We start from the raw sequence: 14,112 nt of genomic DNA, 5'->3' as shown, positions 1-14,112 counted from the left end.
CAAAGCAGACGGGGTGTTGATAACCCGTTGGAATTACTTCTTTAAAAAACTTGTGGCAAATATCCATTAAAAGATACTTTTGCAACTAAAGCAAATTGCTATTTTTGCCCATGCATAACAACGTACTCATCCTAGACTTTGGTTCCCAGTACACACAATTGATCGCAAGACGCGTCAGGGAACTCAACATTTACTCAGAAATTAAACCGTATAACAAGGTGCCCGAAGATCTGTCGGATTACAAAGCGGTAATATTGTCCGGTTCACCGTCCTCGGTTCGCTCCGAACAGGCCCCTCATCCCGATCTATCCGGAATTAAAGGAAAAAAACCTCTTTTGGGCATTTGCTACGGCGCACAATATCTGTCCCATTTTCATGGGGGTAACGTGGCCCCTTCCGCTACCCGTGAATATGGGCGGGCCAATTTGTCCTTTATTAAATCCGACGATGATTTTTTGAAAGGAATTGAAGAAGGTAGCCAAGTATGGATGAGCCACTCGGATACCATTAAGGAACTGCCCGAGGGAGCAGTACTTTTGGCCAGCACCCACGATGTGGAAAATGCGGCTTACAAGATTGGAGGGGAGAGCACTTACGGGATACAGTTTCACCCGGAAGTGTACCATTCAACAGATGGAAAAAAGCTATTGGAAAACTTTTTGGTAAATATAGCTGGTCTAAAACAGGACTGGACTCCCGATGCCTTTGTGGAAACCACTGTGGATGAACTAAAGGAGGAAATCGGGGACGAAAAAGTAATATTGGGACTATCCGGCGGTGTGGATTCCAGTGTGGCGGCCATGTTGCTCCACAAGGCCATCGGAGATCATCTATACTGTATATTCGTGAACAATGGCCTCTTGCGTAAAAATGAGTTCGAAAGTGTTTTGGACCAGTACAAGCACATGGGCTTAAATGTAAAGGGCGTGGATGCTTCGGCACGTTTTTTGGATGCTCTTAAGGGCGAGTCGGACCCTGAAAAGAAGAGAAAGATCATCGGAAGGGTCTTTATCGAGGTCTTTGATGATGAATCCCACAAAGTGGAAAATGCAAAATGGTTGGCCCAGGGTACTATTTATCCTGACAGAATTGAATCTGTTTCGGCAAGTGGAGGCCCATCAGCTGTGATCAAAAGCCACCACAATGTTGGAGGATTGCCCGATTATATGAAATTAAAAGTAGTTGAACCCTTAAAAATGTTGTTCAAGGACGAAGTGAGAAGAGTTGGGGCGAGTATGGGAATGTCCAAAGAAATTTTGGGAAGACACCCTTTCCCAGGTCCTGGCTTGGGAATACGTATCTTGGGGGATATTACACCGGAGAAAGTGGCTATTTTACAAGAGGTCGACGCAATTTTTATCGATGGATTAAAAAAATGGGGACTTTATGACAAGGTTTGGCAGGCCGGAGCCATGCTTTTGCCCGTAGATAGTGTAGGGGTCATGGGAGATGAGCGTACCTACGAAAAATGTGTGGCGCTCAGAGCGGTGGAAAGCACCGATGGGATGACCGCCGATTGGGTAAATTTGCCCTACGAATTTTTGCAAAAGACCTCTAACGATATAATAAACAAGGTTAAAGGCGTTAATAGAGTGGTGTACGACATTAGTTCCAAACCACCTGCAACTATAGAATGGGAATGAAAAAATATATGTTACAACTGGTTTTTACCATGGTCCTTTTGTTGGCCATGGTGCCGGTTTCTGCACAAAATTATACCACGCACACTGTAAAGGATGGAGAGACTCTAAAGAGCATTTCCCAAAAATATCGGGTAACGCCCTATAGTATTTTACAGGCCAATAAAGAAATCAAGAATGCTTCCGATGTTAAGGAAAACACGATTCTTATTATACCCTTGAACGGAAAAGCGGAAGACACTAAAAACGAGGCCAAACCAGATAAGCCAAAACAAGAAGAGCTGAAGCCGATTCGATTTACACGACACAGGGTAAGAAGAAAGGAAACCCTTTTTGGTCTGACCCAAAAGTATGAGATCACCGAAGAACAATTAAAAAGATATAACACAAGGCTGTATTCGGAAACATTGGACAAGGGAATGGTGCTTCAAATTCCTGTTTTTCCAGAAGTGGACCCCAATGAGGAAAAAGAACTGGATTTCGAAATATACACCGTTCAACCTAAAGAGACACGTTGGAGCATTGCCCACAAATACGGAATTAGTGTCGATAGTTTGTTGGTCTTAAACCCGGAATTGGATAAGAACACCAATTATTTGGCAGCAGGAGAAGAGTTGAAACTGCCACGCCCCAAAGGGGATAGCCTAAAGGAACAGAAAACAGAGGTTTTTACTTCTTACACGGTACCTCCAAAAATGACACTTTATAGTCTTGGAAGGGAATATGGTATCCCAACGGATTCTATTGTACGCTTGAATCCGGAAATAATGAAAGCCGGAGGCCTAAAAGAGGGAATGGTGGTACGTTTGCCCAAAAAGAAGTCTCAGGCCGGTATAGTGAACACCGACAACTTTGTTTTTTATGAGGTAAAACCCAAACAGAATATATTTAGAATTACCCAGAACCTTAAGATTACCAGAGAAGAACTGTTCCGTTTGAACCCAGCTTTAGAAAATGGACTTAAAGCGGGAATGGTACTAAAGTTGCCTAAAGAAAAAGCAGAAGGACTAGAAGTGAAAAATGCCCTAGTGCTGGATAAGATCAATTTGGTGGACAGCATAAATGTGGAAAATAAACCACAGCTGGTTTTTATGCTTCCCTTTCGTTTGGACAAGGTAAACTTGAACGACACCCAAAGAGCGGAAGAATTGATCAAAAACCGAAGGGACCTGGCATTGAGCCTTGGTTTTTACACAGGGGCCATGGTCGCTTTGGATTCCATTAAAAAACTTGGAGTATCGGTCAACGTAAAAACTTACGATACCCAGTTGGACCAAGCTAAAGTAAAAGAAATACTTTTCCGTGAATCCTTAACAGGGGTAGATGCTGTGATAGGACCACTGGCCGCCGGACCTTTGGACGAGGTTGCCGTGCAGGCAAAAACCAAGAATATTCCCGTAGTGGCCCCTATTGCATCGGACAGTAAACTCAGTCACAGCAATGTTTTTTTCTCCGTTCCCAGAGATGCAGTCCTTAGGGATAAAATGCTGGCATATATGGAGAAAATCCATACCGATGAGAATGTGGTCATAATTGCGGATTCTACCCATCAAGTGGCACACGATTCTATTTTGAGCAAGTTTCCTGCTGCCCAAATCGCAAAAGTGATCGATAATAAATCGTTGCACTTGGATAGGTTTTTGATCCAATTGTCCAACGAAAAGGAGAACTGGGTATTTTTGGAAACCGATCAACCCAATATGGTGGCAAGTGTAACATCCATTCTAAACTCTGCCAATACCTCTTCGGTTACAGCAACAAACAACCCGCAAGAAAAGGTTAATGTACGCATGTTCACCACAAGCTTTAACGGGGCATTTGAGCACGAGGCAGTTTCCAAGACACATTTATCCAATTTAAAATTTACCTATCCATCGTTCTACAAGGAATCTGCGGATGATACCTTCACTAGGGCATATATGAAAAAATACAATGGCCTACTACCGGATAGGTATGCCATCCGAGGATTTGATGTGACCATGGACGTGTTATTGAAACTGGCTTACAAAAAGAATTTGTTTGAAACATCAAAATATATAGGGTTAACGGAATATGCAGGCAATGGATTTGATTATCTTAACGATTGGACCTCCGGGTACTTTAACCGCGCCTGTTACATTATGGAGTATGACAACCTTACCATTAAAGAAGTAGAAATCAATGACAGCAAAAGTAACCTATAACGGAAATCTTAGAACTACCTGTGTACACTTACGATCAGGTAGTGAGTATATTACCGATGCCCCTGTGGACAACAATGGCAAGGGAGAGGCTTTTTCCCCTACGGATACCGTGGCTACTGGCTTGGCGAACTGTATGATAACGATGATGGGAATAAAAGCCAGGGATTTGGAAATTGATATAGCAGGTTCTACCGCAGAGGTTACCAAGCATATGGCGGCCAATCCACGGAGAATCTCCAAGATCGAGGTAAAGTTTGATCTGCCTGCATCCATCTCTGAGAAACACCGTAAAATTTTGATGCATACGGCGAACACTTGCCCAGTACATTACAGTTTGCACCCAGATATTGAAAAAGTAATCGATTTTAATTGGATAAACTAGTTGCAATAGGATGTTTTTTTCTGTTTGGTTTTTTGGGTTTTGCACAAGAGATCGAAGAAGGCGTTCTATGGAACAGTAATATTAGGCTCACATGGGCCGATTTTAAGGGGAAGGTTCCCCCGGCAGCCGAATCGGCTGCCACCACCGCCAGTGGTATTAGTTATTCCTATTCTGCCAACTTGCTCCACCACGAGGTTAAATTGGATTATGAGGTAAATGCGTTTTTTTATCCCAACGAAAGCTGGTACAAGCCGGAGCTGTGCAATGAAAACACCTTGGCCCACGAGCAATTACATTTTGATATTACCGAACTTTTTGCCCGTAAAATGCGCGCAAAACTGCGCCGCACCTCTTTCTCTGATGATGTTAAGGGAGAAGTGCGCAAAATATACCAGGATATTTTAAAGGAACTACAAGAACACCAAGAACAATACGATTGGGAAACCAATTTTTCCCGAAACCGGGAAAAGCAATTAGAATGGAATACCAAGATTGCCTTAGCTTTAAAAGAAAGTGAATCGTAAAAAAATATTTAGGGCAGTAGCCCAAGTTCACTCAGGAACATTACATATTATTATTCTGGAAAAGACTACACATCACATCTTAGAAAAGCATCCTTCAACGCTGCAATTTTATCCTCCCATGTCACAATGAACTCTTGAGCCACGTAGCCTGTAAATCCGGTATCATGTATGGCTTTGATAATGGCCGGGTAGTAGAGTTCTTGGGTTTCATCAATTTCGTGCCTACCGGGAACACCTGCGGTATGGTAGTGACCAAAGTAAGGATGATAGTTTTGTATACTGCGGATTATATCGCCTTCTTGGATTTGCATGTGGTAGATGTCGAACAACAATTTAAAATTGTCGCTGCCCAAATGTTTGCACAGTTCTACCCCCCAAAGGGAGTTGTCACACATATAATCGGGGTGGTTCACTTGGTTAAACAGCTCCATTTGTATTACCACTCCGTGTTTTTCGGCCAAGGGCATAATCTGTGAAAGCCCATCTACACAATTTTGTAGCCCAACGTAGTCGTTCATCCCGTCTCGATTGCCGCTAAAGCAGATTAGGTTGGTATAGCCCGCTTCCGCAACTTTCGGAATCATTTCCGTGTAATTCTTAATAAGCTGTTCGTGGTATTTGGGGTTGTTCCATCCCTCCGTCAAACTTATTTCAGCACCGTTGCACATCGAACAATGAATGTCATATTTTTTTAAAATGGGCCATCTGTCCGGACCGATCAAATCAATTGCATTTACTCCAAGCTCCTTTAAGGTCTTTAAAAAATCTTCAAAGGGAATATCGCTAAAACACCATTCACAAACACTATGGTTTATATTGTGTTTTAACTTAAATGTTTGGGGCAGTACTTGGTCGGAGGTCATGGCCGAACCAGAGGCCAGACCGGCAGAGCCAACAGCTGCGGTGGCAATAAAATTTCTACGTTTCATTTTTCGGATTTGTTGAGGGAAAGATAGTATTTTAGGCCTATATATGGAAATGCGTCCCGATACAGAACAGCTTTTGGAAATGGCCCATTATAAAATGCCCTTTGGTAAGTACAAAGGGCGATATTTGGTGGATCTGCCTCTTGCCTATTTGGTATGGTTCAGGCAAAAAGGTTTTCCCAAAGGTAAACTTGGCGACTACCTTAATACCATGCTGACCATTAAGGATAACAACCTGGAACCCATCATCAGAAAACTGCAAAAAGATTTTCCTATAGAATCTACCTGATTTTTGTCCCGCAATTAGTAACTTTACGCCCCGTAATAGAATGATCAATATGTCAGAGACCAAGTACATTTTCGTTACGGGAGGCGTTACTTCTTCATTGGGAAAAGGAATTATTGCCGCATCCTTGGCCAAACTACTGCAAGCCAGGGGATACCGAACAACCATCCAAAAATTAGATCCATACATAAATGTTGATCCCGGAACATTGAATCCGTACGAACACGGTGAATGCTATGTTACCGACGATGGTGCCGAAACCGATTTGGACCTTGGGCATTATGAGCGTTTTTTGAACGTGCGCACTTCACAGGCCAATAACGTGACCACAGGAAGAATTTACCAAAGCGTAATCGAAAAAGAACGTAGAGGGGAGTTTTTGGGTAAAACGGTGCAGGTGGTCCCCCACATTACCAACGAGATCAAAGAGCGTATCCAAATTTTGGGGAACAGTGGCGACTACGATATCATTATTACCGAAATAGGAGGTACCGTAGGTGATATTGAATCCCTGCCCTATATTGAGGCAGTTAGGCAATTACTTTGGGAACTGGGAGAGCATAATGGTATAGTAATCCATCTTACTTTGGTGCCATTTTTGTCCGCCGCGGGGGAATTAAAGACCAAACCAACACAGCACTCCGTAAAAACTTTGATGGAAAGTGGAATCAAGGCTGATATATTGGTGTGCCGTACAGAGCATCATATTTCTGAAGACATCAAGGAGAAATTGGCACTTTTCTGCAATGTTAGAAAAGAGGCCGTAATCCAATCCATAGATGCATCCACTATTTACGATGTACCATTGTTGATGCAAGAAGAAGGCCTGGATACCGTAACATTGGAAAAGTTGGCCTTGCCGAACACTACAGAACCAAATCTTGATCAATGGAAGGAGTTTTTGAACAGACACAAAAATCCAAAGGATAAAGTAGTGATCGGATTGATCGGAAAGTATGTGGAACTTCCCGACTCGTACAAATCCATTCAAGAGGCCTTTATCCATGCAGCTGCCGCCAACGAAGTCAAAGTTGAGGTGAAATCCATTCATTCCGAGCATTTGTCCCCAAGCAATGTAGCTCAAAAGTTAAAAGGATTGGACGGTATTTTGGTAGCTCCAGGTTTTGGGGAACGCGGTATAGAGGGCAAGGTAAAGGCGGTAAGATATGCTAGGGAAAACAATATTCCGTTCTTGGGTATTTGTTTGGGAATGCAAATGGCCGTGATCGAATTCGCCCGAACCGTTCTTGGTCTGGAAAAAGCCAATTCAACGGAAATGAACAAGCAAACCCCCGATCCTGTGATCAGTTTAATGGAAGAACAAAAATCCATTACCGATATGGGAGGTACCATGCGTTTGGGAGCTTGGGACTGCCATTTAAAAGAAGGTAGCTTGGTGCAAAGCGTCTATGGAACTTCCGATATAGAGGAAAGGCATAGACACCGATATGAATTCAACAACCAATATAAGGAACAATTGGAAGCGGCTGGATTGGTTGCATCCGGGCTCAATCCAAAAACAGGATTGGTGGAAGTTGTGGAAATTCCAACACATCCTTGGTTTGTCGGGGTACAGTATCACCCCGAATATAAGAGTACCGTAGCCAGCCCGCACCCTTTGTTTGTTGGGTTTGTAAAAGCGGTATTGGCCCAAAAACAAAAACAAAACAATGCCAGTTTGGCATAAAACCCGGTTTTGGGCATATATTTGCCATTTGATACACGAACAAAAGATTTCTACTAAATAATATTCATGGAAGAAAAGAAGCTGGATATTAAATCCATTATTGGATTTGTACTGATATTTGGGATACTGGTTTTTATGTTTTACCAAAATCAGCCAACACCAGAAGAGTTGGAAGCACAAAAAGCGGAACAGGCAAAGATCGAAGCTGAGGCAGCCAAGGTCGAAAATGAAGCTCAAAAAGAGCCGGTGCAAAAAGCCAAGGTAATCGATCTTACCGATTCCATTGCGGTGGCGGATTATAAAAACACAGTTGGCGCATTTGGGTTTACCCAAACCGCAGAAGGCATCACTACCTTGGAGAACGAGGTTTTATTGCTGAAAATTTCCAATAAGGGAGGCCAGATCGTAGAGGCCAAAATGAAGGACTATGTGACTTTCGACTCCATACCTGTGTATTTGGTGAAGGATGGGAACGCCAATTTTGCGATAAACTTTAGCAGTTCGGATAATAGATCGCTCAGCACAGCTGATTTGTTCTTTGAGCCATCGCTTACCAAGAGCGGCGAGAACCAGGTCTTGTCCATGAAGGCCAAAGTAGCCAATAATCAATATTTGGAGTATAGGTACGAAATGAAGCCAAATGAGTATTTGGTCGATTTTACCATTAGATCGCAAGGGTTGAGCGGTGTTTTTAACACAAGTAAACCAGTTACCTTGGAATGGGACCTAAAAGGGATACGACATAATAAAAGTGTTATGTACGAGAACCGGTATACCCGATTGACGTACAATCACGATGAAGGTAGCATTAGCAAACTTTCGGAAAGCAGCGATTTTGATGAGGAAACTGAGGAGGATGTAAAATGGTTATCGTACCGCCAACACTTTTTCAGCTCTATTTTGGCAACGGACGACCATTTTACCACCGCAGCTTTAACTTCTACCAATTTGGTCGAGGAAGAAAGCAAGGAAATACTATTCACTAAAGCTTACAGTACAAAAGCGCCTTTGGAATTTAAAGGAGGGGAGTTGTCCCAGAATATGCATTGGTATTATGGGCCAACCGATGTTAAGGTCTTGGATGATTATAAGGATTTGGGACTGGCGGACTCCATACCATTTGGTTGGGGTATTTTTGGTTGGATCAACCGATATATCTTTACACCGTTCTATACTTTCTTAAGCTCGTTCCTACCGTATGGTATTGCAATTATTATCATGACCATAGTAGTGCGCTTGGCTCTATCTCCGGTGACGTACAAATCTTATTTGTCGCAAGCCAAAATGAAGGTATTGAAGCCCGAGATTTCGGAAATCAATGAGAAATATAAGGACAACGCCATGAAAAAGCAGCAAGAGACCATGAAGGTCTATAACAAGGCAGGGGTGAGTCCAATGAGTGGTTGTGTGCCCGCCTTGTTGCAGTTGCCCATTTTCTACTCCTTGTTCATGTTTTTCCCAACTTCTTTTGCATTAAGACAAAAGCCGTTTTTGTGGGCAGAAGACCTTTCTTCTTACGATACCATTTTTGAACTACCTTTTACCATACCGTTTTATGGCGATCACGTGAGTTTGTTCCCGATTTTGGCATCCGTAGCGATTTTCTTTTATATGCAGATGACTACTGGACAGAGTATGCAGATGCAACAGCAACCGGGTATGCCGAACATGAAATTTATTATGTACCTATCACCAATTATGATGTTGTTCTTCTTCAACAACTATGCGAGTGGTTTGAGTTTGTACTATTTCATTTCCAATTTGATTACCATCTTTATTATGTTGGCCATAAAAAACTACATTTTGGACGAGGAAAAGATCCATGCCCAAATTCAGGAAAACAAAAAGAAACCTAAAAAGGAGAACAAGTTTCAGCGTAAAATGCGCGAGATGATGGAACAGGCAGAGGAGCAGAAAAAAGCAGGTAGAAGATAATCCTCGGTAGTTTAGTTGACTCTCTTTTACAAATAAAAAAACTCCCTCAAGAATATCTTGGGGGAGTTTCCATTTATAGGCTTAGTTTGGAAAGATTTGGGACTCCAAAGATGCACGATTATCCACGTTATTAAAATTAAAAGTTGTCAAATAGCCGGTTTCTGTGGGCAGATAATCCTTTGTTGATGTGTCATCGATAAACGGTAAACCTTACTCGATAAAAAGCCCCCTCGATATCGTTCAAGGGGGCTTTTCAGTCAACAATTCATCAAATCAAAAACTAGTTGTTTGTATCGGGAATCAATACAGTGTCCACTGCATGGATAACGCCGTTTATGGCCTGTACATCTACTGCGATTATTCCAATGCCCGTGTTTCCGGCACCGTCGGTAACATCTGCAATATTATCACCGGTACCTGGTAGGTTTATGGTAATGTCATCTCCTTCCAAAGTAGTCGCCATAATGCCATCGGACAAATCTCCAGAACGTACATTGGCAGAGGCTACTACGTGGTGCTGCAGTACGCTGGTCAATAATCCACCATCAATATCTCCCAATTCGTTCCACATATCGTTACTGTCCAATAGAGCTTGGAAGGCATCATTGGTCGGAGCAAATACTGTGAATGGCCCAGTCCCGGATAGTGTGGCAACAAAATCAGGCTGACCCTCTGCGGTCAATGCTGCTTGTAAAGAATCAAAAGTTGGATCGGCCACAGCAAAGGTAACCACTGTTGGGAGGTCAATGACCGCGTCAACTGTATGGATCACTCCATTGCTGGCTACGATATCGGCCATTACAACATTGCTTACGCCGTTCAGGGTTACACCATCATCTGTATTGATATAAAGACTCAGGTTCTCATCGGTATCAAATTCAGCGGCAGTATTAACATAAGAGTTGGACAAACCTGACGAGAATGCAGCAGCTCCTACAATCACGTGGTTGGACAGGATTGCATTAATATCGTTGGAATTTGGATTGGTAAATGCACCAAATGCATCGTTACCTGGGGCGAATACGGTAAAATCCGTTTCTTCATCAGAAAGCAAATCTGTAAAGGTCGTGTTCCCACCTTCTGTTAGGGCCCCTACCAAAGATGAAAGTCCTGGGTTGGCCACTGCATGGTCAACAATATTTGGTATATCTATTACGGCATCTACAACGTGCACGATTCCGTTCAATGCCTTAACATCCGGCGTTACAACAGAAGATACTCCATTAAAGGTGACACCATCGGAAGTGTCGAAGAACAAACTTACATTTTGATCACCAGCTCCTGTAGCTAAAGTACTGGTATACCCGGAACCAAGTCCAGTTAGATCGGTAGAAGTAATTTCTCCACTTATCACGTGGTTTAACAATACGTTGGTGAGTACCTCTACAGGCACGTCCTCCAATGCTGCACCATCCAAGAATGTGGCAAAGGCATCATCGGTCGGGGCCAATACTGTAAATGGGCCATCCCCGCGAAGCACGGTAGGCAAATCTCCGTTGGCGGCACTTAAGGCAGCAACCAAATTCTGCAAGTTTTCGTTGCCGATCGCCAAATCTGTAATTGGCACAAGGATAATGTCTGCCAACTCATCCAGAATGGCCTGTGGCAATAGAACTTTATCAATAATGTGTACCACACCATTGGAAACTTCAACATTGGCAGTGGTTACTTCGGCGTCCACATCGGTAGCGTCACTAATAAATACACCACCAGTAGTGGATACTTGAATAGTTGAGCCTTGTAGGGTGGTTATTGTCTGCCCATCACTCAAGTCTGATGATAGAACGGCGGCATCTGCTACAACGTGATACGTAAGAATCACGGCCAACAGGTCTTGGAGTTGTTGAGAATTAAAATCGTCCAAGGAGTCGAATCCATCCAGTTGGGCCAATAAATCGCTAAAGGCTTGATTGGTCGGGGCAAATACGGTAAATGGTCCTTCACCGCTCAAAGCAGCTACTAAATCGTTGTTTGCACTTTCGTCTGCCTTTTGAAGCGCACTTACCAAAGTACTGAGGTCAGCGGTAGCTTGTGCAGCGTCAACAATGGTTACGGTCGGTTCTACTTCTGGCATTGTTCCCTCGTCGTCGTCCGAGCAGGATACAATGGTCAGCAATAAGAACAGTAAAGATAATCGTGTTAGGGTTTTTAATGCTTTCATGTCGGTGTTTTAAAAATGTTTAACGATTTAAAAGTATAGTTAAACAAAATATAAACAATATTGTTTAACATTTTTGACTAAAAATTTAACAAATTAAGTTTTGAGCTAGCCTGAGATTAGAAATGGGTCCATAGGTGTTATGAGATATTTATCATTTTAAATGACCATCAATTTGTATTTTTGTAGTCTTAAAATTGAAAAATGAAAAAGGTAGTTGTAGGACTTTCTGGAGGGGTGGATTCCAGCGTGACCGCTTACTTGCTCAAAGAGCAGGGATACGATGTTATTGGCCTGTTCATGAAAAACTGGCATGATGACTCGGTGACCATATCCGAGGAGTGTCCGTGGTTGGAGGATAGCAATGATGCATTGATCGTTGCGGAAAAGTTGGGGATTCCTTTTCAGACGGTAGATTTAAGTGTAGAATACAAGGAGCGTATTGTTGATTATATGTTCAATGAATACGAAAAGGGAAGAACTCCAAATCCAGATGTTTTGTGCAATCGTGAAATTAAATTCGATGTGTTCCTTAACATAGCATTGCAGTTGGGTGCCGATTATGTGGCAACAGGACATTATTGCCGTAAAGGCACCATTAAAAATGAAGACGGAACGGAAACCTACCAATTATTATCGGGCAAGGACCCGAACAAGGACCAATCCTACTTTCTGTGTCAGCTGTCGCAAGAGCAACTATCCAAAACGTTGTTTCCCATCGGAGATCTTTTAAAACCAGAAGTGCGAAAAATTGCTGCGGAGAACAACCTTATCACTGCAGATAAAAAAGATTCCCAAGGGTTGTGTTTTATTGGAAAGGTGCATTTGCCGGAATTTTTGCAACAAAAACTGAAACCCAAAAAAGGTGTCATTGTGGAAGTACCTGCCAATGCGGAACAATTTTCGGTCAATACGCCCGAATTTAATAACCAAAGGGATAAACTCATTTTCCAAGCCGAAAAGCCCGTCTACTCAAAAACAGATGGCAAAGTAGTCGGCGAGCACCAAGGAGCACATTACTTTACCATAGGCCAACGTAAAGGATTAAATGTAGGGGGAACAAAAGAACCATTGTTTGTAATAGACACCGATGTGGACAAGAATATAATTTACACCGGTCAGGGCAAATCTCACCCCGGCCTTTACCGAAACACGTTGTTTATTAAGGAGGACGAACTCCATTGGGTAAGGCCCGATCTAGCCCTAAAGTTAGATGAGGCCATGGAGGTAAAAGCCCGTATCCGATATCGTCAACCCCTACAGCAAGCTACACTATATAAAGTAGAGAATGGATTGTTTGTGGACTTCAAGGATAAACAATCGGCCATTACCGAAGGACAGTTTGCTGCTTGGTATTTGGAAGATGAACTAATAGGTTCTGGTGTCATTTCTTGATCGGAAGCCTAAATTTGATTATTTTGTCGGAAAACAGAATACCTGACTTCATGCAGCATAGAATCACAGAACTTTTTGGAATAGAATATCCCATTGTACAGGGCGGCATGATTTGGGCCAGCGGTTGGCGCTTGGCCTCTGCCGTATCCAATGCAGGAGGACTGGGCCTATTGGGCGCAGGGAGCATGTATCCCGAAGTGTTGGAGGAACATATCATAAAGTGCAAAAAAACGACCGATAAGCCGTTCGGGGTGAATGTGCCCATGTTGTACCCGGATATTGAAAAGTTGATGGACATTATTGTTGAGCAAGGCGTGAAAATTGTTTTTACTTCGGCGGGCAATCCAAAAACATGGACCAAGTTTCTTCAAGATAAAGGGATAACTGTTGTACATGTAGTGAGCAGTGTAAAGTTTGCTCTTAAGGCGCAAGAAGCCGGTGTGGATGCTGTTGTTGCTGAAGGTTTTGAGGCTGGAGGACACAATGGACGGGACGAAACTACTACAATGGTACTTATTCCTTCAGTGAAGGAAAAAATCACAATTCCCCTTATTGCGGCCGGCGGCATAGCTACGGGTAGGGCCATGTTGGCCGCTATGGTTTTGGGTGCCGATGGAGTACAGGTGGGAAGCAGGTTTGTAGCATCGCACGAAGCCTCGTCGCACGAAATGTTCAAACAGATGATTGTACAGGCCAAAGAGGGCGATACCCAACTTACATTAAAGGAGCTGGCACCGGTACGTTTACTAAAAAACAAATTTTATCAGGACATACAGCAGGCCTATGCCAAAGGTGTAAATATGGAGGAATTGAAGGAATTATTGGGGCGGGCCAGAGCCAAAAAAGGAATGTTCGAGGGAGATATGGATGAGGGCGAACTGGAAATAGGCCAAGTCTCCGGACTTATTCATGCAATTTCGCCTGCAGCACAGATCGTGGCGGATTTAATGGCTGAATTTAACCAAGCAAAAGCGGAAATGTGCCAGTATTAGAGTT

At 43.0% G+C, this 14,112-nt stretch carries 11 protein-coding genes; 9 read left to right on the top strand and 2 right to left on the bottom strand.

Annotated elements, in window-relative coordinates:
- The first annotated feature begins 110 nt into the window (after nucleotides 1-110).
- The 4 genes from guaA to ACXAFK_RS11925 are packed head-to-tail and all read left to right on the top strand — an operon-like array spanning nucleotide 111 to nucleotide 4,729.
- A complete protein-coding gene (gene guaA, locus ACXAFK_RS11940; protein WP_224836467.1) occupies nucleotides 111-1,643 on the top strand; it encodes a glutamine-hydrolyzing GMP synthase in 1,533 nt (510 codons plus the stop codon).
- The gene (locus ACXAFK_RS11935) at nucleotides 1,640-3,823 is read left to right on the top strand and encodes an amino acid ABC transporter substrate-binding protein (protein ID WP_474957909.1); all 2,184 of its coding nucleotides are present in this window, start codon (nucleotides 1,640-1,642) and stop codon (nucleotides 3,821-3,823) included. Before guaA ends, ACXAFK_RS11935 begins: the two co-directional genes overlap by 4 nt.
- The gene (locus ACXAFK_RS11930) at nucleotides 3,801-4,205 is read left to right on the top strand and encodes an OsmC family protein (RefSeq protein WP_224836469.1); all 405 of its coding nucleotides are present in this window, start codon (nucleotides 3,801-3,803) and stop codon (nucleotides 4,203-4,205) included. Before ACXAFK_RS11935 ends, ACXAFK_RS11930 begins: the two co-directional genes overlap by 23 nt.
- Nucleotides 4,193-4,729: a DUF922 domain-containing protein gene (locus tag ACXAFK_RS11925; protein ID WP_293296004.1), complete on the top strand. Its 537-nt coding sequence runs from the start codon at nucleotides 4,193-4,195 to the stop codon at nucleotides 4,727-4,729. Before ACXAFK_RS11930 ends, ACXAFK_RS11925 begins: the two co-directional genes overlap by 13 nt.
- Before the next feature lie 65 nt (nucleotides 4,730-4,794).
- On the opposite strand, the gene ACXAFK_RS11920 is transcribed toward ACXAFK_RS11925, so the two are convergent.
- Complete coding sequence (locus tag ACXAFK_RS11920) at nucleotides 4,795-5,658, bottom strand: hydroxypyruvate isomerase family protein (protein WP_474957908.1); 864 nt, start codon at nucleotides 5,656-5,658, stop codon at nucleotides 4,795-4,797.
- A gap of 43 nt (nucleotides 5,659-5,701) precedes the next feature.
- Between ACXAFK_RS11920 and ACXAFK_RS11915 the strand changes: the two genes are divergently transcribed.
- The 3 genes from ACXAFK_RS11915 to yidC all read left to right on the top strand — a co-directional run bounded on the left by ACXAFK_RS11915 (nucleotide 5,702) and on the right by yidC (nucleotide 9,563).
- The gene (locus ACXAFK_RS11915) at nucleotides 5,702-5,944 is read left to right on the top strand and encodes a DUF3820 family protein (protein ID WP_474957907.1); all 243 of its coding nucleotides are present in this window, start codon (nucleotides 5,702-5,704) and stop codon (nucleotides 5,942-5,944) included.
- A 49-nt stretch (nucleotides 5,945-5,993) separates the two neighbouring features.
- Complete coding sequence (locus ACXAFK_RS11910) at nucleotides 5,994-7,628, top strand: CTP synthase (RefSeq protein WP_474957906.1); 1,635 nt, start codon at nucleotides 5,994-5,996, stop codon at nucleotides 7,626-7,628.
- Between the two features lie 66 nt (nucleotides 7,629-7,694).
- Entirely contained in the window at nucleotides 7,695-9,563 is a 1,869-nt protein-coding gene (gene yidC, locus ACXAFK_RS11905; protein WP_474957905.1) for a membrane protein insertase YidC, read from the top strand.
- A gap of 280 nt (nucleotides 9,564-9,843) precedes the next feature.
- Here the strand turns inward: yidC and ACXAFK_RS11900 are convergent, their stop codons facing one another.
- Nucleotides 9,844-11,724, bottom strand: a complete 1,881-nt coding sequence (locus tag ACXAFK_RS11900) for a fasciclin domain-containing protein (RefSeq protein WP_338195893.1) — start codon at nucleotides 11,722-11,724, stop codon at nucleotides 9,844-9,846.
- Between the two features lie 201 nt (nucleotides 11,725-11,925).
- Between ACXAFK_RS11900 and mnmA the strand changes: the two genes are divergently transcribed.
- Nucleotides 11,926-13,116 carry a tRNA 2-thiouridine(34) synthase MnmA gene (gene mnmA, locus ACXAFK_RS11895; protein WP_474957904.1) on the top strand — a complete coding sequence of 397 codons (1,191 nt, stop codon included), beginning with the start codon at nucleotides 11,926-11,928 and terminating at the stop codon, nucleotides 13,114-13,116.
- Nucleotides 13,117-13,166: 50 nt separating this feature from the next.
- Nucleotides 13,167-14,108 carry an NAD(P)H-dependent flavin oxidoreductase gene (locus ACXAFK_RS11890; RefSeq protein WP_474957903.1) on the top strand — a complete coding sequence of 314 codons (942 nt, stop codon included), beginning with the start codon at nucleotides 13,167-13,169 and terminating at the stop codon, nucleotides 14,106-14,108.
- Nucleotides 14,109-14,112: the final 4 nt, after the last annotated feature.

The sequence above is a fragment of the Flagellimonas sp. ABD4_174 genome (assembly GCF_056160185.1).
Note: the sequence above shows the minus strand (reverse complement) of the source record. Positions and strands in the feature narration are given on the sequence as shown.

Bases quoted from the DNA above. Each gene is read 5' to 3' on its own strand.
- yidC (WP_474957905.1), top strand. From the start codon at position 7,695: ATGGAAGAAAAGAAGCTGGATATTAAATCCATTATTGGATTTGTACTG.
- ACXAFK_RS11930 (WP_224836469.1), top strand. From the start codon at position 3,801: ATGACAGCAAAAGTAACCTATAACGGAAATCTTAGAACTACCTGTGTA.
- ACXAFK_RS11915 (WP_474957907.1), top strand. From the start codon at position 5,702: ATGGAAATGCGTCCCGATACAGAACAGCTTTTGGAAATGGCCCATTAT.
- mnmA (WP_474957904.1), top strand. From the start codon at position 11,926: ATGAAAAAGGTAGTTGTAGGACTTTCTGGAGGGGTGGATTCCAGCGTG.
- ACXAFK_RS11890 (WP_474957903.1), top strand. From the start codon at position 13,167: ATGCAGCATAGAATCACAGAACTTTTTGGAATAGAATATCCCATTGTA.
- ACXAFK_RS11920 (WP_474957908.1), bottom strand. From the start codon at position 5,658: ATGAAACGTAGAAATTTTATTGCCACCGCAGCTGTTGGCTCTGCCGGT.
- ACXAFK_RS11910 (WP_474957906.1), top strand. From the start codon at position 5,994: ATGTCAGAGACCAAGTACATTTTCGTTACGGGAGGCGTTACTTCTTCA.
- ACXAFK_RS11935 (WP_474957909.1), top strand. From the start codon at position 1,640: ATGAAAAAATATATGTTACAACTGGTTTTTACCATGGTCCTTTTGTTG.
- ACXAFK_RS11900 (WP_338195893.1), bottom strand. From the start codon at position 11,724: ATGAAAGCATTAAAAACCCTAACACGATTATCTTTACTGTTCTTATTG.
- guaA (WP_224836467.1), top strand. From the start codon at position 111: ATGCATAACAACGTACTCATCCTAGACTTTGGTTCCCAGTACACACAA.